The organism is Arthrobacter rhizophilus, assembly GCF_026241105.1.
Classification (GTDB): Bacteria; Actinomycetota; Actinomycetes; order Actinomycetales; family Micrococcaceae; genus Arthrobacter.
Genome location: NZ_JAPFFT010000045.1, coordinates 1 through 22,209 on the forward strand (window position 1 = coordinate 1; position 22,209 = coordinate 22,209).

A 22,209-nucleotide genomic window follows, 5' to 3' on the forward strand; every position below is an offset into this window, starting at 1 on the left:
TCAACCAGGCCGTGACGCCCGGTTCCGTCGGTTTCACGCTCAAGGATTCGGCCAACGCTTCGGTGGCCGGGACGGTGGGCTACAACAGTGCCACGAACACCTCGACCTTCACCACGTCCGCGGCCCTGGCCTACGGCTCTACCTACACCGCCACCGTCAGCGGGGCCACCAACAGCTCAGGGCAGACAATGGCCAGCCCGTACAGCTGGACCTTCACCACCGTGTCCGCGCCACCGGCCCCGGCCGTCAGCTCGACGTCGCCCGCTTCGGGGGCGACGGGGGCGGCGGTGAACGCCGCGGTCTCCGCAACGTTCAACCAGGCCGTGACGGCCGGTTCCGTCGGTTTCACGCTCAAGGACGCCGCCAACGCTTCGGTGGCCGGGACGGTGGGCTACAACAGTGCCACCAACACCTCGACCTTCACCCCGTCCGCGGCCCTGGCTTACGGGACCACCTACACCGCTACCGTCAGCGGGGCCACCAACAGCACGGGGCAGACCATGGCCAGCCCGTACAGCTGGTCCTTCACCACCGCCGCCGCGACAGTGTGCCCCTGCAGCCTCTTTGCCGCCAGCGCCACCCCGGCCAGCACCGGCCTGAACGACGGCCAGGCTCTTGAGCTGGGTACGAAGTTCCGTTCAGACGTGGCCGGCACCATCACCTCGGTCCGCTTCTACAAGTCCAGCCAGGACACCGGAACCCACACCGGCTACCTCTGGTCCGGCACCGGCTCCCTGCTGGGCAGCGTCACCTTCAGCGGTGAAAGCACCTCCGGCTGGCAACAGGCCACTTTCTCCACCCCGATAACCATCAGCGCCAACACCACCTACATCGTGTCCTACTTCAGTTCCGCCGGGTACTACGCGGCCACCGGCGGCTTCTTCAACCAGGGAACCGATAACGGATACCTCCACGGCCTGGCCGACGGCGTCGACGGCGGCAACGGCGTCTACCGCTACGGCAACGCCGCGTTCCCCACCAGCACCTGGAACAAAACCAACTACTGGGTCGACGTCGTCTTCACAACGACGAACACACCACCGGCCCCGGCCGTCAGCTCGACGTCGCCCGCTTCGGGGGCGACGGGGGCGGCGGTGAACGCCGCGGTCTCCGCAACGTTCAACCAGGCCGTGACGGCCGGTTCCGTCGGTTTCACGCTCAAGGACGCCGCCAACGCTTCGGTGGCCGGGACGGTGGGCTACAACAGTGCCACCAACACCTCGACCTTCACCCCGTCCGCGGCCCTGGCTTACGGGACCACCTACACCGCTACCGTCAGCGGGGCCACCAACAGCACGGGGCAGACCATGGCCAGCCCGTACAGCTGGTCCTTCACCACCGCCGCCGCGACAGTGTGCCCCTGCAGCCTCTTTGCCGCCAGCGCCACCCCGGCCAGCACCGGCCTGAACGACGGCCAGGCTCTTGAGCTGGGTACGAAGTTCCGTTCAGACGTGGCCGGCACCATCACCTCGGTCCGCTTCTACAAGTCCAGCCAGGACACCGGAACCCACACCGGCTACCTCTGGTCCGGCACCGGCTCCCTGCTGGGCAGCGTCACCTTCAGCGGTGAAAGCACCTCCGGCTGGCAACAGGCCACTTTCTCCACCCCGATAACCATCAGCGCCAACACCACCTACATCGTGTCCTACTTCAGTTCCGCCGGGTACTACGCGGCCACCGGCGGCTTCTTCAACCAGGGAACCGATAACGGATACCTCCACGGCCTGGCCGACGGCGTCGACGGCGGCAACGGCGTCTACCGCTACGGCAACGCCGCGTTCCCCACCAGCACCTGGAACAAAACCAACTACTGGGTCGACGTCGTCTTCAATGCGCCCTAGGAGGCGGGGTATCTCACTAACAGCACCTTCGTTTACTTCCTTGGTGGGTGACGGACGGCTTCTGGACGGTCCTTAGGCGCTGGGAAAGCGTGCCCGGCCGCCGGGCGATACGGGCGTGTTTGCGGCGGTTCCACGTGTTGTTGGTTGGATGTGGCAGGTAGGAGTACTCGAGTGCTGTGCAGGTACGACGGCGGCCGTTGCAAGTGTTGTCGACTGGAAATGATAGGTGGGAGTTACTCGTGTGACGGGGGCCGATCTTTCATAGCCTGAAGTTCCTTTGGCCGGTAATACGGAGGGAATTATCACCATGACAAGCAGGAAGCTTCGAGTTGCGCTGATCGGCGCCGGATACTGGGGACCGAATTTGGCCCGAAACTTCAAAAGCAGCGCGGACTGGGACCTTGCGGCCATCTGCGATCTCGATGCCGGCCGGGCAATGAATGTCTCGGAACAGGTGGGCAACGTACCCGTGGTGACGGATCTGGATGAGCTGCTGGCCTGGCCGGATCTCGACGCGGTCGCTATCGCGACACCCGCACGAACCCACCACAGGATCGCGCTGGCGGCAATGCTCGCGGGAAAACATGTGCTGGTCGAGAAGCCGCTTGCGGACAGTCGAGAAAAAGGCGAGGAGATGGTGGAGCTCGCCCGGCAAAAGGGTTTGGTATTAATGGCCGATCACACCTACTGTTACACGCCGGCTGCTCTAAAGATCCGTGAACTGATCGCCAACGGGGCCTTGGGGGACATTCTTTTCATCGATTCCGTCCGCATCAACCTTGGCCTGGTGCAGCCTGATGTCGACGTCTTCTGGGACCTCGCCCCGCACGACCTCTCGATTCTGGACTTCATCCTTCCTGCAGGGCTGCAGCCCGCCCATGTGTCGGCCCACGGTGCCGACCCACTCGGTGCCGGCCGGGCCTGCGTAGGTCATTTGAACTTCCCGCTGGCGGCCGGAGGCTTGGCGCACGTCCACGTCAACTGGCTCAGCCCAACCAAGATCCGCCAGATGGTCATTGGGGGATCCAGGCGGACGCTGGTCTGGGATGATCTGAATCCTCAGCAGCGGCTGAGCCTCTACGATCGAGGCGTCAACCTCCAGCACCAATCTGCCGACGGCGCCAACCGGAAGGCGGCAACCATCTCATACCGGCTGGGAGACACTTGGTCCCCGGCCTTGTCCGAGCATGAACCGCTCGCCCAAATGGTCAGCGAGTACGCAGCCAGCATCCGTGAAGACAGGCCCTCGCGCACCGATGGATCGGCCGGCTTGCGCGTCCTGTCTGTCCTGGAGGCCGTTTCGCGGAGCCTGAATGAGGACGGCCGCACCACCCTGGTTGATGGTGCCGAACTGCAGCTTGAGGAGACAGCTTGAGCAATTTAGCCGGAGCACGGATTCTCGTCACAGGCGGTGCCGGGACCATCGGGTCCACCATTGTGGATCAGCTCCTCGAAGCCGGAGCGGGCCACGTCGACGTACTGGATAACCTCGTGCGCGGGCGTCAGGACAATTTGAGCGATGCGCTGGGCAGCGGCCGCGTCTCTTTGGTGGAGGGCGATTTGCGTGACCGCGACCTCGTTCACGATGTGACCCGGGGCAAAGACGTGGTATTTCACCAGGCGGCCATCAGAATCACCCAGTGCGCAGAGGAGCCTCGGCTGGCCCTGGAGGTCCTGGTCAACGGAACCTTCAATGTATTCGAAGCCGCCGTTGCGCAGAAGGTTGACAAGGTTGTTGCAGCGTCCAGCGCCTCTGTCTACGGCCTGGCGGAAAGCTTCCCCACCGATGAACGGCATCACCACCACAACAACGACACCTTCTACGGTGCTGCTAAATCCTTCAACGAAGGCATGCTGCGCAGCTTCCGCGCCATGTACGGACTGGACTACCTGATGCTGCGCTACTTCAACGTCTACGGTCCGCGAATGGACGTCCACGGGCTCTACACCGAAGTGCTGGTGCGTTGGATGGAGCGGATTGCGGACGGCCAACCACCACTCATTTTCGGCGACGGGCGCCAGACGATGGACTTTGTATTCACCGCCGACATTGCGCGGGCCAACGTACTTGCGGCCTCCAGCGACCTCAACGAAGGCGTCTACAATGTGGCCAGCGGAACCGAAACAAGCCTTTTGGAGCTCGCGGAGTCCCTGCTGCGGGCAATGGACTCGGACCTTTCCGTGGAGCATGGTCCGGAACGGGCAGTCAACGGCGTCAGCCGCAGACTGGCCGATGTCTCAGCGGCCCGCTCGGACCTGGGTTTTGCTGCCGAGGTTCCCCTCGACGATGGGCTTCGCGAACTAGTGAAGTGGTGGCAACCGCTCCGCGCGGAGATTGCAGCCACGCGGACCGCGGGGGTGGGCTCATGACCCGCATCAATGTCATGCAGCCGTGGTTCGGTGCCGAGGAGGTAGCTGCCGTAAGTGCAACGATCGAGTCCGGCTGGGTGGCACAAGGGCCCCGGGTTGCTGAATTCGAATCGGCCTTCGCGAGCAGCCAACAGGCTCCTTTCGCGGTCGCCACTTCGAATTGCACGACGGCGCTGCACCTCGCCCTCGTGGTTGCCGGCATCGGCGCGGGCGACGACGTCGTCGTTCCGTCGTTCTCCTTTATCGCCACCGCCAATGCCGCCACCTATGTAGGCGCCCGGCCGGTCTTTGCCGACGTTGACCTGACCACCGGAAACCTCACCGCCGAAACGGTCCTCGCGGCGTTGACGGTCCGCACTAGGGCTGTCATCGCTGTGGACCAGGGTGGACTTCCAGTTGATCTGGATTCCATCCGCCGACTCTGCGACCCGCTCGGTATTGTCGTCATCGAGGATGCAGCCTGCGGCGCAGGTTCGAGCTACAAGGGCCGGCCGGTGGGAGCGGGCGCCGACGTGACCGCGTGGTCCTTCCACCCCCGCAAAATCCTCACCACCGGCGAGGGGGGCATGTTGACTACCCCGCACCCTGGTTGGGCCGATCGTGCACGCCAGCTGCGCGAGCACTCAATGAATCTCTCCGCGAGCGCCCGCCATGCTTCCGTGCTGGCGCCCGCCGAGGAGTATTTGGAAGTCGGGTTCAACTACCGGATGACTGACTTGCAGGCCGCCGTGGGCTTGGTCCAGCTAGGCAAACTGGCGCAGGTGGTCCACAGACGCCGGGACATTGCCGCCGAGTACAGCAAGCAGTTTGCGGATCTCGAGGGGATCCGCGGGGTCCAGGATCCCTCCTGGGGTACCAGCAATTTCCAGTCGTTCTGGCTGGAAATCCTCCCCGGATCCGCCGTCGACCGCGAAGGCGTGCTCGCGCACCTGGCCGCGGACGAAATATCAGCCCGCCGGGGGATCATGGCAGCTCACCGTCAGCCGGCATATCGAGGCAGAGACACCGGGACGGCTCCGCTCCCCGTCACCGAACGCCTCACGGACAACACGCTCATCCTTCCGGTTTTCCATCAGATGACCGAGTCGGAACAGGCAAGAGTCATCCACTCCGTGCGTGCCGCGGTAGCCGGGGGCAGGTGAACCGTGCAGGAGTTGATGCTGATCGCTGCCAGTGGGTTGGCCCGGGAAGTGTTGTCCATCATCCGGGGCTCCGATCAGTACCGCGTGGTCGGGTTCCTCGACGACTCCTCCGTCATCCAAGGCAGGCTTGTCGGCGGCGTAAACGTCCTGGGCACCATCGCGGAGGCCGCTCTGTACAACTACCCCCAGTTCCTGATTTGCGTCGGTTCTGGAACCGGGCGGCAGCAGATAGCGGAGCGGCTGGCACATCAGGGAATCACTCGGGAGCGTTTCGCAACGGTCCTGGACCCTGGGGTGCGGGTGCCGCCCGGATGCACGGTCGGCTACGGAAGTATCCTGCTGAGCAACGTCGTGCTGACGGCTGACGTCACTCTGGGGGCACACGTTGTCGCGATGCCGCAGGTGACGCTGACGCACGACGACGCCGTGGAGGACTTTGCGACGCTGTGCGCCGGAGTGACATTGGGGGGCGGTGTGCGTATTGGGCGTGCCGCCTATCTGGGCATGAACTCCAGCATCCGCCAAGGGCTCGCGATAGGCGCCGAAGCCGTGATTGGCATGGGGGCGTCAGTGCTTCAAGACGTCCCAGCCGGCGAGACGTGGGCCGGCGTCCCTGCAAAAAAACTCTATGACGGGCTGCAGTTGGTGTCGGGAGATCCGGCGGAAGGAAGAGAAGCGTGAAAACCATCAGGCCCGAGTATTCGCATGATGAACCACAGAATCGCGGCAGAAAGGTCCCGATCATGAACTTTCCGACGATCCCGCTTGTAGATCTGGGGGCCCAACAGGAGGAAATCGCCGACGAGGTCGAAATCGGCATGAAGGAAGTCTTCGCCCAGACCTCCTTCATTGGAGGCCCAGCAGTGACCGAATTTGAAAAGGCCTATGCGGGATTTCTGGGAGCGGGCCATTGCGTAGGTGTGGGCAACGGTACGGACGCGCTAGAACTGGCCCTGCGCTCATGCGGCGTCCGCCCGGGCGGCGAAGTCATTGTTCCCGCCAACACCTTTATCGCCACCGCAGAGGCGGTCTCGCGGATCGGCGCGACGCCGGTCCCCGTGGACGTGGATCCGGTCCACCTGTTGATCGACCCTGCACGTGCTGCAGAAGCAGCGGGGCCGCGGACCCAGGCTATCGTGCCGGTCCATCTGTTCGGCCAGACCGCACCGGTTGAACGGTTGGAATCCCTGGCGGCGTCGTGCGGGGCGGCCGTTGTGGAGGACGCCGCCCAATCGCAGGGTGCAACCCGGCATGGACGCTTCGCCGGCACACTGGGCCGGGCCGCTGGCACCAGCTTCTACCCCGGCAAGAACCTCGGTGCCGCGGGGGACGCCGGGGCCGTCACCACCGATGATCCTGAAGTAGCCGCCCGGGTGCGTCTGCTTGGCTCCCACGGCAGCCGGGTCAGGTACGAGCACGAGGCCATCGGGCTGAACTCCCGGCTCGATACGGTGCAGGCCGTGGTGCTGAATGCCAAACTGCGGCGGCTGCACCGGTGGAACCAGCGACGGCGGGAGGCCGCTGAGCGGTACGCCTCCCTGCTGTCCGGGCTGCCCGGCGTCCAACTTCCCGTCAGCGCCATTGGAAACGTTGACGTCTGGCATCTCTACGTCATCCGGATCGATGACCGTGACCGGGTTCTGCACGAACTGCAGGCTGCTGGTATCGGTGCCGGCATCCATTACCCAGTTCCCTTCCATCTCAGCCAGGCGTACCGGGAACTGGACTACAGCCGTGGTGATTTCCCGGTCGCAGAACGCGCAGCCGACACCATGCTTTCGCTGCCGATCTACCCGCACATCACTGTCGAGCAGCAGGAATATGTGGCTGGAGCACTGTCAACCGCGGTCCTCGGGGCGTCCCGATGAAGACGTGTGTGGACGCACCCCATTTCGCGGACTGCCTAGGCGACGGACATGACTTCTGATTCCGGAACGCGGTCAATCAACGAGGACTCCTTGCCCCGTCTCGCTATGACGGTGCCGACGGAGAGCGCCGTTCTCACTTCGGCCCTGAAACGCGGAGCCTTGTGGTCAGCGGGTGGCACGATCTTCCTCCGGCTGGGAAACATCGTCCTCATGGCAGTAGTTGCGAGAATTGTTTCCCCCCGGGATCTTGGCATATTTACCCTCGCTGTCACGGTGCACGCCCTGATCGTCAACCTTGCCGAACTTGGTGTGGCGTCCGCGATCGCCCGCTCGGACCTCGATGTGGGCAGGATTGCGCCAACTGTGGCGGCAGTATCGATCGGTAGCAGCCTCATGCTGGCGGTTCCGATGGCAATATTCGCCAACGATATCGCCGGGGCGCTCGGTAGTGCAGAAGCCGGTCCCGCTATCCGGATCATGGCAATCGGGGTGGCACTGATCGGACCGGTCGCAGTCCCTGGTGCCTTGCTGCAACGCCAGTTTCGGCAGGACGTGGTCTTTTGGGCATCAGCCATTGCCTTCGTACCCGGCAGCGCCACCTTGTTTCTGCTCGCCTCGGTCGGCAGCGGTCCTGAAGCCTTCGCCTGGTCCAGGATAGTGGGCCAGGTGATCATGGGCGGCATCATGATGGCGAGGTCCGGCGCTCCCTTCTGGCCACGCGTCCAGCTGGATGTTTTGCGACCGCTCCTTGCCTTCGGTCTGCCGCTCGCCGGCGCGAACCTGCTAAGCCAGATACTGCTGAACGCGGACTATCTGTTCATTGGCAGGATGATGAGTGTGGGCGAGTTGGGTGTGTACTTTCTTGCCTTCAACATCGCCATGTGGCCAACGGCGGTTATCGGTTCGATCTTGAACGGACTCGTGTTGCCTGGCATCTCGGTCGTGCGGCGCGACGGCGGGGATATCGCGGCAGCCGTCGCCCACGGCGCCCGTGCGGTCGCCTTGGTGGCATTCCCGCTGGCAGCATTCCTTGGTGCTTTTTCAGGTCCCCTGGTGTCGACGATCTACGGCCCGAAGTGGCACGCGGCCGCGCCCGTTCTTTCCATCCTGGCCGTGTACGGAGCGCTCTTTATCCTGGGCCTCCTTCTAGCGAACATCATCATCGCGACGGGCCGGACGGGGGTCCTGTTCGCAGTCCAGGTCTGTGCCTTGGCTGCCCTCATGCCGGCGCTGCCGCTAGGCATCAGCATGGGCGGGATCGGGGGAGCGGCGGTCGCACACATCGTCGTCATCGGGGCAGTCACGACCCCTGTTTACATCTTTGCGCTTCGGCGATCGACTGGACTTGGACTCCGGAGGCTGCTTCAGGCTGTCGGCCGTCCCGCTATCACGGCCCTGACAGCGGCCGTGGTGGCCTGGTTGGCCACACGGCAGATCGATAGCGCATTGCTCCAACTCGTCATCGGCGCCCTCATCGGAGCCACCATCTTCGGCTCCTTGAACCGTCAAGCGCTTGCGGCCCTGACGCCCGTCAAGGCTCGTTCTCTCCTGAAAATTCGGCTTCTGCCTAGTCGCCGACCCAAGAAATCGAGGAATCCAGCATGAGAGTCGGGATCATCTATCCGGTTCCGGAGCCACTGGACCCCGCGACCTCTCTGGTTTTCCCGTTGCTGGTGTACCTGCTGCCTGAAACCCTCCGGCGCCGGATCCGCGCCAAGGACCTTGCCGGCCGTCAACCACGATACCGGCGCGATGAGGCGAAAAGGACGATGTGAACCATGCCCAGAATCCTTGTTCAGCTCAACAGCCTCGCCCTGGGTGGCACCCAGATCAACGCGGTCGATCTGGCAGCTGCCGTAAGGGATTACGGATACGAATCAGTCCTTTTTGGACCGACAGACACGTTGCCTCGGGGTCCTTCCCTCTTCGACGTGGCGGCTGAGCGCGGAGTTGAGCTTGGTGAATTTGAGCGCCCGACGAGCACGATGGGCGGCGCCCGAACGATGGCCCGGCTAGCCAAGGACCACCAGGCTGACCTTATTCACGTCTACGGCTCCTGGACGTCGCGCCCGGCGTGGTGGGGGCCCTGCTTATTGGGGCGCAGACCGTTGGTCCTGACGGTCTACGAAATGTCTGTCGACCCGATGACGCCGCGGAACACTGGACTGATCGTCGGCACCAAGTACCTCGAAGAGGACCTCGCCACTAGGCCGGGCGGTATCGAACTAATCAGCCCTCCCGTGGACGTAAACCGTGATGATTCACGGAGGGTCTCGGCGAGGGGGTTCGTGGAAAGACTGGGGCTTCACCCGGAGAACCTACGGGTGGTCATGGTTACCCGCCTTGACGAGGAAATGAAGGCCATGGGTATCCGCTGCGCGATTCGGGCCATCGGCAGGATCGGCAGCCCTACCGTCGATTTGGTCATCGTCGGGACTGGTGACGCAAGGGAAGGGCTTGGCCAGCTGGCAGAGCAAGTCAACGAGGAGCAGGGGCGGCGCGCAATTGTATTGGCTGGCCCCATGGCCGACCCCAGAGCCGCATATGCGGCGGCGGATGTGATGATCGGCATGGGTGGCTCGGCTGCCAGAAGCCTCTCATTTGGCAAACCCTTGGTGGTCGCCGGCGAATCAGGCTGGTTCAAGACCTTTACGCCGCAATCCGCCAAGGAACTCTTCCGCAACAGCTTCTGGAGCCCGGAATCCATGCGCGACCCGGTCGAGGCGCTGGTTGGGAGCCTCAAGCCCTTGCTTGAAAGTGACGCCCGTCGCGAGGAGCTGGGTAGCTTCGGCCGCGAATTCGCAGAACTGAACTTCGGCCTTCCCGCTATGGCTCAGCGCCTGGCCGCGACCTATGACAAAGCACTGCGCAACTATCGCCTGGTGCGATGGTGCAGGGATGCTCCTTTGGAGTTGGCCCATGCACGCCGCCGATTCGTCGAAAGAAGGGAGAATACGCCGTGAAAATGGGACCGATGTACCCGGCTCGGGACCTTCCGGTCATCGCTGGCAGCAGTGGAGGAGACATGGAATCTAGACGAGAGCTCGCCGTTCTGACACCGAGCTACCGCAAGGACGCCGAATTGTGCCGGGAACTTAACCGCTCGGTTCTTCGATGGATGCCCGAAAATGTCAAACATCACATTGTGGTACCACGACAAGACGGTCCAGTATTTCGAATGCTGCTGAACCAAAGGACCGTGATTCACGAAGCCAGCGAATTTCTTGCGGCGTCAATCTGGAAGCTTCCTGGCCTCAACATGTGGGTCAACGGCTCACGTCCGTGGCCGCCGGTAAGAGGCTGGATTGCCCAACAGCTAATCAAGTTGTCCGCAGCCGCCAACCTTGAGGCCGACGCCGTACTTCTCGTTGATTCCGACATGGTGATGGTCGCTCCGACTGACCTGGATTCGTTCCGGCAGGACGGGAATTTGGAGATGTACCGCAATCCGGGAGCAGTCCATTCCGGATTGCCCCGGCACCGCATGTGGCTCGAATCAGCAAGGGGCCTTCTGGGTTTGGGGCCTGCCGACCCCGGTGACTTGACGGACTACATCTGCTGGCCGTGCGTCTGGGATCCCAAGATTGTCCGCTCCATGCTCCAACACGTTGAACGGGTCAAGGGAGGGTCCTGGCAGTCCGCCGTAGCCTCGCAACTCCACTTCTCCGAGATGATGCTTTACGGGACTTACGTAGACGAAGTTCTTGGCGGCCCTCCAGCGGCCACGCCCCGAATGAAAAGCATCAACTACTCCGAAGAGGCACCCTTGACGGCGGCGGAGATCGGCACGATGCTGCGTTCGAGGCCCGCCGATGCCCTGGCTGTAATGATTTCCGCCAAGTCCGGTATTTCCCAGGATGTACGTTCTCAGGCCCTCATCGACTATGAAGACTATCTTGCGGTCAGCCGCAGCAACTCCAGTGGAGGTGCCCGGTGACCCCGCCGTATCCTTCCCCCGTCGATCTGTGGCGGCGCGTGCGAAGCATTGGACCTTCCGGAGTTGCCAAGGCAGTAGTGCGCCGAACGGCTCAAAAGATGAATGAGCGTTTCGATCTCATGGGGGCAGAACTTCCCTTGAGGGTCGAGGACCTTGTGGATTCAACCGACATTGGACGTCGCGAGCCTTCTCAGAGCACCGACGCCTCACTGCAAATCGGGTGGGTTTGCGCTCCGCCGGGACCCGGGTCCGGGGGCCATACAACACTCTTCCGCATGGTCGCGGCGGCAGAACAGCAGGGTCACCAATGCACGCTGTTTCTCTATGACCGCAACTCTGATGACGTTGAACGCCATGAGCAGGTCATACGGCGGCATTGGCCAGGGATCAGAGCAGGAATCCGCGGCGCAACGCAAGGATTCGACGGCATGAACGCCCTCGTGGCCAGCTCGTGGGGGACAGCGCATGTCGTGGCGAATCGGGCCCCCAGCACGATGAACTGCTTCTACTTCATCCAGGACTACGAACCATACTTCTACCCAAGAGGTGCCCTCTATGCCTTGGCGGAAGACACTTACCGGTTCGGGTTCGTCAACGTTGCCCTCGGCGAGATGGTCGCCTCCACCCTTGCCCACGAATTGGGCGTCGTTGCTGACATCACAGTTCCATTCGGGTGCGATACCACCGAGTACAAGCTCCTTCCGCACAATACGTCCTCGGCAGCGCGAAGCGGGGTTGTCTACTACGCCAAACGAAACGTGGATCGGCGTGGGTATCTTCTAGCCAAGCTGGGATTGGAGGACTTTCATCGCCGGCACCCGGAGCAGGAAATACACGTATTCGGGGACAAAGCATTGGACTGGACCATTCCGGTCACCAACCATGGTTCGTTGAGTCCATCCAAGCTCAATCTTCTCTACAACCGGACAATTGCAAGTGTTGCTCTTTCCTTCACAAATATCACATTGGTAGCCGAGGAACTGATGGCTGCCGGAAACGTGCCAATTATGAATGACCACCCGTTCTCGCGGGCGGTTCTGTCCTCGCCGCACGCGATATGGGTGCCGCCCAGCCCCGCGGCAATCGCCAACGGCCTTTCCGTTGCTGTCAATTCAAGGGACATCGAGGGTAGGGCCCGGCTCATGGCCGAAGCCAAGCGGACGGACTGGCACAACCCGGCCAGTCTTGTTATTCAGGAGATCGAGCGTCATTGTTATGTACCAGCAACGAATCGCCTCCGAATGGCTACGGGGGGTGCGCTTTGAGTCAGCATCGACTGATAACCCACCCACCTTCCCGCGCGAGCGGACATCAAAACCCGGCCATCGGTTCGCTCGGCACTTTCGATGCTTCTTCTGACAGTGCGCGCGCCGGGAAAGTGCCTTTCATTGTCCGCACCGTCGCCTTTTGCATTTTCTTTTTTCCATCGGCCATGGTTTTCAAGCCCATTGGCGCAGCTGGCACGGTACCGATGATCCTGGCCGTTCTCATTTTCGTTCTCTGGATCTGTTCAGTTCTGTTCGGGCTTCATAACCCTATGAAGATCCGGCATCCCGGACGCATGGCGTTGGCTGCATTGTTCCTGGCAACTTGTGCTTCCTACGCGGCTCTCTACGCGGGAATCACTGGGGGAAGCACAGAGCTGGCGCGGGCTTCGGCTGATCGCTGGCTGATCCTGCTGATGGCCAGTGCGGGCATAGCCCTCGTTATCGGCGAAGTCATCCGCACCCTTTCAGACGCCATGGTCCTCATACGAGCGCTTCTGGCCGGGGCCTTTTTCTGCTGCCTGGTCGCAGTAATCCAGTTCGTTTTTCGAATAAATCCCATGGACTGGTTCCAATATGTAATGCCTGGTTTCACCTACAACGGTGGGGATACACCGTTCCAGTCACGAGGTGCGCTTCTGCGCGTTGCAGGAAGCACCTTCCACTCGATCGAACTGGCGGTAGTTTCCGCGATGCTGCTGCCCCTTTCCATCTGGCGACTAATTTACGACAAACGGGGATGGATCGGTTACAAATTGCTTGGCACCATTCTCTTGATCTTTGCGATTGCGTCAACGGTTTCCCGTTCAGGAGTCCTAGGCCTTGTTGTCGGTATCGCGGTATTCATACCGTTCCTTCCAGCGACCCCACGCATCTGGGCATTGGTTGCATCCCCGATTGCTCTTGCCGGCCTCTTCGTGAGCGTTCCAGGACTCATGAGCACTCTTACGGGAACGATAACTTCATCGGGCACGGATCCGTCCATTTCGACCCGAACGAACAACTATCCCAGAGTCGAGGCCATGGTGATGCACCGTCCGATTCTTGGAGCGGGACCGGGCAATTACGTGGCGGACACTGCCATCCACATTCTTGACAACGAATACCTGAATGCCGCGGTGACGCTCGGGCTTGTGGGTCTCATCGCGATGATCATTTACCTGTTTGTTCCCGGCGTGACCTCGATACTGGCCGCGCGGGCATCTCGGACGCCGCAGCTGAAGTCATTCGTCGGGGCGGTCGGGGCTGGGGGTCTCGTGGCAGGAATTTGCTCGCTGACATTCGACTCCATGTCCTTCCCCGTTTTTGCCCTCACATATCCGGTCCTCGTCGGGTTGGGCGGGGCCGCCTGGAACATGACAAAGCTTGAAACCCGAATCAACGATGCAACCATCCTGGAAACGGCACGATCCGTCACCGGTATTCCGGGCAATCACAAGTCGCCAGGAGGCCTTCCTTGAACCCGACAGAAGTCATAAGAACACTCTGGAAGCACCGCCTCGTTTCCATACCCATACTCCTTTTGACTCTCGCTTCGGCACTGTATGTATTCCAATTTGCGCCCCGGTCATACCAATCATCCGCTACCTACGCCATGATAAATCCGGACATACCAACGCAACTGGATATTGCGAAGAATCCTGAACTCGAGAAACTCAACAGCAAGAATCCATATTTACGTTCTTCAGATCCATCACTAATTGTTCAGGTACTCCTCACTCGGCTCAACGACAGCTCCGTGGCCGACCTGCTGAAAGAGCAGGGGCTCAGTTCCGACTACACGGTCAGCCGCGGCGTCGGGGGCATCAACGGTTTTCTGGTCGATATCACAGGGATCGCTGACACTCCGGAGAAATCATTTGCAACCACGCGCACTCTAGGGAGCATGCTGGAAAAGGATCTTCACGATGCGCAAAAAGTTAATGGTGCTGACGATTCCTACCTGTTTTCCTCGATCCTCGTGGCTCCTCCCGACAAGGCAACGGAGCAATTCTCAAGCCGGCTACGATCGCTCATTGCTGTTTTCCTTGCCGGGGTTGTGCTCATGTTCGGCGGGGTATCGATCGCCCACTCAGTCTCGGTGTCCCGAAATCGCCGCGGAGGACGCGCTCCGGCAGTTGAAACGAAAAGGAGGGAAAGAAGGGGGGGCAAGCCTCCTGTGGATTCCTCAGAGCAGCGGCAGCCATTAGGCGCCAACGCCGGCCTTGGCCCGGCCGCTGAACCACTACGCCCACGAGCAACGGACTCCGATGATGGCCAACGACTGTCCGAGCTCGCAAGATGAGCGAGATGCACGTGGACTCCGAACTCCGGTTCGGCTACCTTGTCCCGGAGTTTCCGGGCCAGACACACGGTTTCTTCTGGCGGGAACTGGGCGTGTTGAAGCAACTGCACATTTCACCGGATGTGGTCTCCACACGGAGCCCCACGGCTCGATCGGCGACCCAGGAATGGGCCGACGAAGCACACGGGATCACGACCTATTTGGCACCCTTTTCCTTGGCCGACTTCGTAGCAACCGCCGGCGAGCTTCTGCGGATGTCACCGCGGGCAGTGGCTGGCATCCTCAGGGTTGCCCGTACAGCTTTCCAGGAAGAAGCACAATTCGAACGCCCCAGAGGCCAGTTAAGGGCGTTCATGGGTCAGGTCGGTTGGGTAGTGATAGGAGTCCGCCTCGCTGCCCTTGCCCGGGACAGAGACTGGCGGCATGTCCACGTCCATTCGTGTGGAAATTCTGCGTATGTTGCCATGTACGCAAATCTCGTCGCCGGGTTGCCCTACAGCTTGACGCTCCATGGCCCGCTCACTGACTATGGACGCAATCAGCAGCTGAAATGGGCGCATGCAGCCTTTGCAATTGTCATCACCGAGGGATTGCGACGCGAAGTCGAGGTTTCGCTGGGGCCTTGCTTGCCGGGGGCCGTTGAAGTTACGCCGATGGGCGTGGACGTGCGTGAATTCAGTAGAGATGAACCCTATGAGCCGTGGTCGGGTGAAGGCCCATTCAGGATATTCTCCTGCGGCCGTTTGAATCCGAGCAAAGGCCATGACGTTCTCCTGGGTGCCATGCATCGGATGGTCCGGAGCGGTGCCGACGTGCAGCTGACGATAGCGGGTGAAGACGAGGCCGGCGGTGCTGGCTATCGCCAGGAGCTCGAGAGGCTGAAGAATTCGCTTGGTCTTAATGATCGAGTCCGATTACTCGGCGCCGTGCCGGCTGCTGCCGTCCGGCTGGAACTCAAACGGGCGCATGTTTTTACCTTGGCCAGCCACGCGGAGCCCCTCGGGGTTGCCATCATGGAAGCGATGTCGATGGGCGTTCCAGTTGTTGTCACCGGTGCCGGCGGCGTCGCGGAACTGGTGGAAGACCGGGTTAGCGGATTGCTCGTCGAGCCCGGGAGTCCAAAGCGGTTGGCCGACTCGATACTGGAAGTCAAAGAGAGTCCCAGCCTCGGCCTGAAGCTGGGCAACGCAGGGCGGAACCGAGTGGAAACATCGTTCCGCCACCAAGGAAGCGCCGAGGTCCTCGCGGGCCTGATTCGTGCAACGGCCTCAGCCCAGACCGCAACTTCGGATTAGTTCTTTTGAACTGAGCTCGACCAGTGAAATCCAAAATCGGAACAAGAGAATGTTGGAGTTCCTATGTTCAGAAACGATCATCCAGAAGTGCCGATCAAGCGGTGCAAGACACGTCGGGTCAGGTTTGGACCGGTTGCGGTGGCCGCACTCGTGGCGGCAGCCGTTTCCGCCGGCGCGCTACTCGGCGCTCAACTAGGGCCCGCACAATCGTCCGCCGCCGCGCCGAACCCGCTCTCTGGCATGCCAACGATTCCGTGGGAGGGGGGTCCGGACTACTGGAAGAAGTTTCCCAAGGCCGATGCTGCCGGCTGGAGCAATCCTGGATTCTTCCCGATATCGGTATTCATGGGGAAACCGGAACAGGCAGCTGCATTGAAATCCGTAGGGATTAACAATTACATGGGTGCCGAGCATGACGGGTCCTCAATTTCCAGCATTACGAGCCAAGGTCTATTCGTCATGCCACAGGACGAGTGGACGCAAAAGGAGGTCGGAACTGATCCCAATGCTATTGGCTGGTTCATCTCCGATGAATGCGACATTGGCATCGGCTGCACCGGGTCAGATGCGGCTGCAAACCTCGCTGATCAGACAAATAGAGTAAATCGAGTTCGCGCCTTTGGCGATGGTCGCTTCACAATGGCAAATTACTCAAACGGAATCCTGGATACCTACTGGGCACAAGGATCCATGGCCGGACTCATGAACGTCGTGGATGTGGCAAGCGTTGACAAGTACGCCTACACCAGTCCCTTTGTGGATAGTCAGATGACGCATTCCCCTCACTGGCCAGTGGGGGCCAATCCGGTATCGGCCGGTTCGTACGGTTGGCTGGCTGACCGCATGCGCGCCTATCAGAATCCCGTCGGAGCGCACCCCAACTGGATCTTTGTCGAGGCAGCGATGCCGCTGCTCATCGATGCCGGATCCTTGACGATCACACCAGATCAAGTCGAGGGTGCCGCGTGGTCTGCCATCATCCATGAAGCCCGGGGACTTGCCTACTTTCAACACAACAACGGCCAGACCTGTGGCTTTTATTCTCTTGTCGATTGCGATCAGGCGAGGCTGGACCGGTTCAAGGCAATCAACGCCGGAATTGAGTCACTTGCACCCGTGATCAACACGCAGTCTTATCAATTTCGCTTCAACACCACGACGGACACGATGCTCAAAGCGTATGGCGGATCGGCCTATATTTTTGCCGATATTGGCCTGGGACAGACTTCCGGCGTTAAGACATTCGCCATGCCGCCGGAGATTAACGGATCAACGATCGAAGTCGTAGGTGAGAATCGAACCCTGACGGTAACCAATCACACGTTCAGTGACACTTTTGACAACGAGTTTTCTCATCACACGTACCGGGTGTCTTTCTAGGTGCGTCCGGCCTTACATCGGGATGTCAGATGGTTGGGATGACAAGCTGCTTCCACACTCAATCCGTGAAACACCGCAGGTTTACGCCCTGCTCGCTACCGTCCCGTCCGGGCCAGTGGCTCCCGAAGCGATTTCGCACGTCGGAGGAACCCTCATGATCATCAAGTTTTGGCATCCCAACTGGCACGCGATGATGGCTCGCTTTTTGTTGCTCGCGCAACGCAATTCCACCTTAGTTCCGACACGGCTCAAGCGACGCATGCGTGGAATGCTGGGCCGTGCGATCACTGCGGACATCGCCATCGTCGAGGACTGGTCGCGACCTCTCGTAGACGGGCCCGACGCGGTTCCGGTGCGCTGGCCCGAACCAGAGCGCGACGAAGATAGGGAGGCTGGAAGCGGTCGGCGCCCGCGGGACAACCGCGGGACTGAGATTAGATGCTTGCTCGCGACCGAGTCGCTAGATGCTGGTGGGATGGACGAGGTCGTCGCATTCTTGGCGAGGGGACTACCCCAATTCGGCCTCCGCGTCGCAGTTCTGCATGCGCCAATCGATACTTCGAGCACGCCGGGGCGGCTCGGGCGAGTTCTCCGTGAGGAGGGAGTCGAAGTGGTCGATCTCGATAGAGAAAACTGCGGAACTTGGATCCGAAATTGGCGTCCCGATGTGCTCAGCGTTCACGGGGCACCAGAGTGGGTTCTTACGGCGGCGGCGGCATGCTCGGTCCCTACTATAGAAACGCTCCACGGCATGCATAACCAATTCAACGCCGCCCCTTCCGAGGTTGCGAGTCGCCGCGAGTTACTTGCGGGTCTAGTGAGCGTCAGCGAAATGGTTCGCAAGCAGTACCTGGCGATCGACGATCAGTGCGATCCTGACTCGGTTGTCACCATTCCCAATGGTTTGCAGGCCCAGCGCCAACAAACGATGCCCAGGGAGCAAGCACGCCAGATGATGGGACTCAGCGACGAGCATCTCTTCGTGTCGCTCTCACGTCATTGCGTTCAAAAGAACACGTACGGTTTGGCAAGCGCGTTTTCCCGGGTCGCCGATGCAGTACCGGAGGCGCACCTGCTCATTTGCGGGCGGCCAGACGACACCGCATATGCCGGACAAGTTGCGGGCCTTAAGAGCAAAATGCGCCATGGCGGTCGGCTCCACTTGCGCGACCACTCGCCACACCCCGGCGTACTTCTCTCGGCCGCCGATGGCTTCGTTCTTGATTCGTTTTTCGAAGGGTGGGCGCTCTCCTCGATGGAGGCGCTGATCGCGGGAATACCGGTCATTGTGAGCGAAGTCGGCGGTGCCCGTGAACAGCTGGCCGACCGCCCCGAGTGGGGTCTGCTCGTGGCGAACCCGCTGGGGAACCCATTGGAAGTGGATTGGGACAGCATGACGGCAGCCCGGTTCCGGCGCCAGAGCAACCAGGAAGAACTTGTGGAGGCAATGGTCTCCTTCGCGCGGGATCACACCTGGGGTTTGTCTCGACCGAGTTTGGCGTCGGACGCCGCGGAGAGATTTGATGGTGATCTGTGCCTCCAGCGGCACGCACATGTTCTGAAGGCGGCGGCGGCTGGGGAACCCATCGCATTGACGCGAATTTTGGGGAGGGCGGACCGGTGAAATTACGAAATCGGTGGGCGCAGATGATGCACAATTAGCCTCGGTCTACGTGAGGGTGCGCCGCCGGGGTATCCCTGCCATCCGTGCATCAAACGGTGAGGCCGGCGGCGATGTTCTAACGGCTACTTTCATCCCGCTCCCAGCGGAGCCGTGCGGTCTCCGACGATGACCATTGTCGACGGGCCCAAAGGGCAAAGGTCACGTAGACGAGAGCGTCCAAAACGCTTTTCGGTCCCTTCACCGATTGCCGAAGTTCATTCAACGTGCGCGCGGAAGACCTGGAGTCCGGGTCCTGTTGTTCATTCCCACCGTAGACCCGGCGCAAGACCGCTAGCAGCGAAGCAACAGTTCGTGGTGTGCGAACGATTGTTGGCTCTGTATTCAGAACCGTCTTTTCATTCGCAGCAAACATCCTGTCGACGTAAAGGTCGTCGCCGGTAAGACGGGGGAAAGCTCCGATCCGTCGATGCCCGGTTTCGCTCATCGCGTAAGCGCCAGCGCCCCAGAGAGCCGTCTTGGTGGCGGGGAGCCTGGAGCGTGCAGCATAATAGGCACGCACTAGAACTGACGCCCCATCGGTGTCATATCGAAATGAAGGACGAGCGGCGAGCGTCTTGCCGTCGGACAGAGCTCTGAACACTTTGCCAACTGCTTTGGGGCTGATCTCAACGTCGGCGTCCAGGTACAGCCTAGGCCAGAGGGTGGCCACCCGGTCTCCCTCATTGAGGGCGGCCGCTTTGGAGGCCTCAAGCAGGTCGAGAACAGTCACCCCTGCAAAGTTCGAGGCGATCTTCGCGGTATCGTCTTTGCAGCCGTTGCACACGACGATAACTTCGACGCTCCCGGCGGCAAGAACGGGCTTCAAGGCAGTGAGTGTCCGCCCGATGACACTCACTTCGTTGTGGGCCGGAATGATGACTGCGCCGGCGGGGAAGGTCATGAGCCGATTTCAGAGCCGGCGGTTGCCTTTGGCAGGCGCTCCCAGCGACTCCGGCTCAGTACAGCGCGCACGGCCTCACGGTGGTCGGGCTTGAAGAGGCGAATGAGTTCAGCTCCTGCCGCGACTACGCGGAACGTTGCGGCGTAGGCTCCACGGTGGTGCTTTTCGGCGTAACGAATACGATTGACTGCCATCAGTGCGTTCAAAGCAGGCGAGGAACCAGACCCTCCGCGTCGGTGTCGAATCCGAGCAGCGGGCTCGAACCAGATGGTGTCACCGTTGTCCCGAACCCGCCGGAAAAAATCGGTCTCTTCGGAATAGAGGAAATACCGTTCATCCCATTCTCCAACCACAGCCGCCGTCTGCGCTCTGATGAGGAGCGCTGCGCCAGTTGCCCACTCCACCCGATGGGGGTGTAGATAGCTTTCTTCGTCGAAATCCATTTCGGAGAGCCAGGCTGGTCTGTATCGCAGGCGGCTGCCGCACAAAGCGTCCCCGAAGGCGCGCGCGATCGATGGCTCGCGGCGCAACGAGGGATAAGTGCTTCCGTCCTCATCCAACAGTACGGGGACAACAATCCCCGCGCCGGTGGTGCTCATCCGGGATCGCAGCGCGCCCACAGCTCCGGGTTCGACCCGCACGTCGGGATTCAATATGAGGAAGCTTTGGGCCCGACCGGCGTGCTGAAGAGCGGCGTTGATGCCGCCCGCATACCCCAGGTTTCCCCCGGTGGGAACGGTGATGACGTCGGGGTTTTTGGCAAGTTCCTCGAGTGTTCCGTCTGAAGAGGAGTTATCCGCAACGATCACCTTCAAAGTCTGGCCGATTGTCTCACCTCGAAGGCCAGCGATCAGCGGCCCGATATCGGCGGCGTTGTTGTAGGTCACGACGACGACGGCCACGTCTGCCTTCTCCTCCACAGGCAGGAACCTGCCTGCCTTGGGCTTGATGATCGTCTGGCTACGTCTGCGCAGCCAGAGGTACGCCTCCGGACCGTCGACCAGATAACGGCGGGCTAGCCGTCTCGGTTCCAAGGCAAGGCGCCACGCCCATTCCAAACCGCATTGACTAGCCCATCCAGGCGAGCGACGGACACGTCCTGCAAGAAAGTCGACCACTGCACCGAAAGCCAGCAGGACCTTGGCTCCGGATCTTGCCCCATGCTGCGCGATCCAAAGTTCCTGACGCGGCTTGCCGAGCCCCACTACAAGAATATCTACGCCCGCCTCGGCCACCTCGTCGGCGAGATTTCCCGATGATGTTGCGTCCGCGAGCGTTTGACGGTCGGGAGACCACCAGCCAACAACCAAAAGTTCCGGCCGTTCCTTGGCTAGCTTGTTCCTGAGCATCTCCTGCGTTTGTGTTGTTCCCCCGAGGAAGCCTACCCGGCACCCGTTGACGGCAGCATTGTCCAACAACGGCCCGATGAGGTCGCTGCCAGCCAGCCGGGGCCAGTCCCGCCCGGTCAGGCGCCGGGCCTGCGCCCTGAGGGGGGCGCCGTCTACGAGGGTTAGCCACTCCACGTCGGTTCCGGAATCAAGGGAGCCTTCCCATCTGCCACCTTGGCCGAAATGGTGAACATGGTCCAGATTCGCGGAAATGACTCCGAGCGGCCGAGCCCTGCTTTCGGTCGCCCGGGCGATAGTGGCGCGGACGGCATCATCGAATGGCATCAAGTCCACCAATGCTCCTCCTAGAGACGTCTGAGCGGCCTCGTGGTCCCGCACTTGAGGTCTTGTCCAGGTCCCCCTCGACAGGAAAAACAGCGCTGAATTTGACATGGAGCCTATCCCTTCGGGAGTGTGCCGGTCAGAGTGAAAAAGCATTCAGCTTTGGCGGTGAAGTTTGCCGTTCCTCTACTTAGGGCGACGCTTTGATCTTTCGCCATATTGTTGTCCGCGTCCGTGCGGAAGTTCTCCACTTCGAGGTCTCCATGGATGCCAGAACCTCCCAGCTGAACATCGATGGCATTTCTGGCGGACTTGGATATCGCCTCTTCAGCAGAGCAGGAACTTCCGGCGTGACTATGAATTCCCAGATGCGCGAGCTTGGCCATCACCACCGGGTCCCGGTTTGAAGCAGGAGATAGCACTCCAGTCTCCTTGGCTTTCCGTCACTCACGGTGCTGTGAAGTCGACGTCGACCCAGTAGTTGGTGTTGTTGTAGCTGTCGGTGGGGAAGGCGGCGTTGCCGTAGCGGTAGACGCCGTTGGGTCCGTCTGTTCCGCTGGCCAGGCCGTGCAGGGGAGCGTTGTCTGCGGAGC

The 22,209-nt window shown here is 61.1% G+C and carries 20 protein-coding genes; 16 read left to right on the plus strand and 4 right to left on the minus strand.

Going from position 1 to position 22,209, the window contains the following annotated elements; translation table 11 throughout:
* The 16 genes from OOZ51_RS20965 to OOZ51_RS21040 all read left to right on the plus strand — a co-directional run.
* Positions 1–1,841: DUF4082 domain-containing protein (locus OOZ51_RS20965; RefSeq protein WP_265981828.1), on the plus strand; the 1,841-nt coding region annotated here is incomplete at its 5' end.
* A gap of 307 nt (positions 1,842–2,148) precedes the next feature.
* On the plus strand, positions 2,149–3,216 hold the full coding sequence (locus OOZ51_RS20970) for a Gfo/Idh/MocA family protein (RefSeq protein WP_265981830.1): 1,068 nt from the start codon (positions 2,149–2,151) through the stop codon (positions 3,214–3,216).
* Positions 3,213–4,211, plus strand: a complete 999-nt coding sequence (locus OOZ51_RS20975) for an NAD-dependent epimerase/dehydratase family protein (RefSeq protein ID WP_265981832.1) — start codon at positions 3,213–3,215, stop codon at positions 4,209–4,211. The genes OOZ51_RS20970 and OOZ51_RS20975 overlap by 4 nt, the downstream gene beginning before the upstream one ends.
* Positions 4,208–5,353, plus strand: a complete 1,146-nt coding sequence (locus tag OOZ51_RS20980) for a DegT/DnrJ/EryC1/StrS family aminotransferase (RefSeq protein WP_265981834.1) — start codon at positions 4,208–4,210, stop codon at positions 5,351–5,353. The genes OOZ51_RS20975 and OOZ51_RS20980 overlap by 4 nt, the downstream gene beginning before the upstream one ends.
* 3 nt (positions 5,354–5,356) lie before the next feature.
* Positions 5,357–6,034 carry an acetyltransferase gene (locus OOZ51_RS20985; protein WP_265981835.1) on the plus strand — a complete coding sequence of 226 codons (678 nt, stop codon included), beginning with the start codon at positions 5,357–5,359 and terminating at the stop codon, positions 6,032–6,034.
* Positions 6,035–6,096: 62 nt separating this feature from the next.
* The gene (locus OOZ51_RS20990) at positions 6,097–7,221 is read left to right on the plus strand and encodes a DegT/DnrJ/EryC1/StrS family aminotransferase (RefSeq protein ID WP_265981836.1); all 1,125 of its coding nucleotides are present in this window, start codon (positions 6,097–6,099) and stop codon (positions 7,219–7,221) included.
* 48 nt (positions 7,222–7,269) lie between these two features.
* Complete coding sequence (locus OOZ51_RS20995; RefSeq protein ID WP_265981838.1) at positions 7,270–8,826, plus strand: oligosaccharide flippase family protein; 1,557 nt, start codon at positions 7,270–7,272, stop codon at positions 8,824–8,826.
* Entirely contained in the window at positions 8,823–8,996 is a 174-nt protein-coding gene (locus OOZ51_RS21000) for a hypothetical protein (RefSeq protein WP_265981839.1), read from the plus strand. Before OOZ51_RS20995 ends, OOZ51_RS21000 begins: the two co-directional genes overlap by 4 nt.
* A gap of 3 nt (positions 8,997–8,999) precedes the next feature.
* Positions 9,000–10,184 (plus strand): glycosyltransferase family 4 protein, encoded by a 1,185-nt coding sequence (locus tag OOZ51_RS21005; RefSeq protein WP_265981840.1) that lies wholly within the window; start codon positions 9,000–9,002, stop codon positions 10,182–10,184.
* Positions 10,185–10,246: 62 nt separating this feature from the next.
* The gene (locus tag OOZ51_RS21010) at positions 10,247–11,158 is read left to right on the plus strand and encodes a DUF6492 family protein (protein WP_265981842.1); all 912 of its coding nucleotides are present in this window, start codon (positions 10,247–10,249) and stop codon (positions 11,156–11,158) included.
* Positions 11,159–11,586: 428 nt separating this feature from the next.
* Positions 11,587–12,423 carry a hypothetical protein gene (locus OOZ51_RS21015; protein ID WP_265981843.1) on the plus strand — a complete coding sequence of 279 codons (837 nt, stop codon included), beginning with the start codon at positions 11,587–11,589 and terminating at the stop codon, positions 12,421–12,423.
* A gap of 167 nt (positions 12,424–12,590) precedes the next feature.
* Positions 12,591–13,883: an O-antigen ligase family protein gene (locus OOZ51_RS21020; protein ID WP_265981845.1), complete on the plus strand. Its 1,293-nt coding sequence runs from the start codon at positions 12,591–12,593 to the stop codon at positions 13,881–13,883.
* On the plus strand, positions 13,880–14,707 hold the full coding sequence (locus OOZ51_RS21025) for a chain-length determining protein (protein ID WP_265981847.1): 828 nt from the start codon (positions 13,880–13,882) through the stop codon (positions 14,705–14,707). The genes OOZ51_RS21020 and OOZ51_RS21025 overlap by 4 nt, the downstream gene beginning before the upstream one ends.
* A complete protein-coding gene (gene epsE / locus OOZ51_RS21030; RefSeq protein ID WP_265981849.1) occupies positions 14,704–16,002 on the plus strand; it encodes an exopolysaccharide biosynthesis GT4 family glycosyltransferase EpsE in 1,299 nt (432 codons plus the stop codon). Before OOZ51_RS21025 ends, epsE begins: the two co-directional genes overlap by 4 nt.
* Positions 16,003–16,065: 63 nt before the next feature.
* Positions 16,066–17,382 (plus strand): hypothetical protein, encoded by a 1,317-nt coding sequence (locus tag OOZ51_RS21035; protein WP_265981851.1) that lies wholly within the window; start codon positions 16,066–16,068, stop codon positions 17,380–17,382.
* A 154-nt stretch (positions 17,383–17,536) separates the two neighbouring features.
* Positions 17,537–19,006, plus strand: a complete 1,470-nt coding sequence (locus OOZ51_RS21040; RefSeq protein WP_265981853.1) for a glycosyltransferase family 4 protein — start codon at positions 17,537–17,539, stop codon at positions 19,004–19,006.
* A gap of 115 nt (positions 19,007–19,121) precedes the next feature.
* Here the strand turns inward: OOZ51_RS21040 and OOZ51_RS21045 are convergent, their stop codons facing one another.
* The 4 genes from OOZ51_RS21045 to OOZ51_RS21060 form a co-directional block, all read right to left on the minus strand.
* Positions 19,122–19,946 carry a glycosyltransferase gene (locus OOZ51_RS21045; protein ID WP_265981855.1) on the minus strand — a complete coding sequence of 275 codons (825 nt, stop codon included), beginning with the start codon at positions 19,944–19,946 and terminating at the stop codon, positions 19,122–19,124.
* On the minus strand, positions 19,943–21,628 hold the full coding sequence (locus OOZ51_RS21050; protein WP_489667156.1) for a WecB/TagA/CpsF family glycosyltransferase: 1,686 nt from the start codon (positions 21,626–21,628) through the stop codon (positions 19,943–19,945). Before OOZ51_RS21050 ends, OOZ51_RS21045 begins: the two co-directional genes overlap by 4 nt.
* Before the next feature lie 104 nt (positions 21,629–21,732).
* A complete protein-coding gene (locus tag OOZ51_RS21055; RefSeq protein ID WP_265981856.1) occupies positions 21,733–22,038 on the minus strand; it encodes a hypothetical protein in 306 nt (101 codons plus the stop codon).
* Between the two features lie 25 nt (positions 22,039–22,063).
* The gene (locus OOZ51_RS21060) at positions 22,064–22,189 is read right to left on the minus strand and encodes a DUF4082 domain-containing protein (protein WP_265981860.1); all 126 of its coding nucleotides are present in this window, start codon (positions 22,187–22,189) and stop codon (positions 22,064–22,066) included.
* Positions 22,190–22,209: the final 20 nt, after the last annotated feature.

Excerpts from the sequence above, each read along its gene's own strand:
- OOZ51_RS20970 (WP_265981830.1), top strand. The coding sequence starts at position 2,149 with ATGACAAGCAGGAAGCTTCGAGTTGCGCTGATCGGCGCCGGATACTGG.
- OOZ51_RS20980 (WP_265981834.1), top strand. The coding sequence starts at position 4,208 with ATGACCCGCATCAATGTCATGCAGCCGTGGTTCGGTGCCGAGGAGGTA.
- OOZ51_RS20990 (WP_265981836.1), top strand. The coding sequence starts at position 6,097 with ATGAACTTTCCGACGATCCCGCTTGTAGATCTGGGGGCCCAACAGGAG.
- OOZ51_RS20995 (WP_265981838.1), top strand. The coding sequence starts at position 7,270 with ATGACTTCTGATTCCGGAACGCGGTCAATCAACGAGGACTCCTTGCCC.
- OOZ51_RS21000 (WP_265981839.1), top strand. The coding sequence starts at position 8,823 with ATGAGAGTCGGGATCATCTATCCGGTTCCGGAGCCACTGGACCCCGCG.
- OOZ51_RS21005 (WP_265981840.1), top strand. The coding sequence starts at position 9,000 with ATGCCCAGAATCCTTGTTCAGCTCAACAGCCTCGCCCTGGGTGGCACC.
- OOZ51_RS21010 (WP_265981842.1), top strand. The coding sequence starts at position 10,247 with ATGGAATCTAGACGAGAGCTCGCCGTTCTGACACCGAGCTACCGCAAG.
- OOZ51_RS21015 (WP_265981843.1), top strand. The coding sequence starts at position 11,587 with ATGAACGCCCTCGTGGCCAGCTCGTGGGGGACAGCGCATGTCGTGGCG.
- OOZ51_RS21020 (WP_265981845.1), top strand. The coding sequence starts at position 12,591 with ATGGTTTTCAAGCCCATTGGCGCAGCTGGCACGGTACCGATGATCCTG.
- epsE (WP_265981849.1), top strand. The coding sequence starts at position 14,704 with ATGAGCGAGATGCACGTGGACTCCGAACTCCGGTTCGGCTACCTTGTC.
- OOZ51_RS21035 (WP_265981851.1), top strand. The coding sequence starts at position 16,066 with ATGTTCAGAAACGATCATCCAGAAGTGCCGATCAAGCGGTGCAAGACA.
- OOZ51_RS21040 (WP_265981853.1), top strand. The coding sequence starts at position 17,537 with ATGATCATCAAGTTTTGGCATCCCAACTGGCACGCGATGATGGCTCGC.
- OOZ51_RS21045 (WP_265981855.1), bottom strand. The coding sequence starts at position 19,946 with ATGACCTTCCCCGCCGGCGCAGTCATCATTCCGGCCCACAACGAAGTG.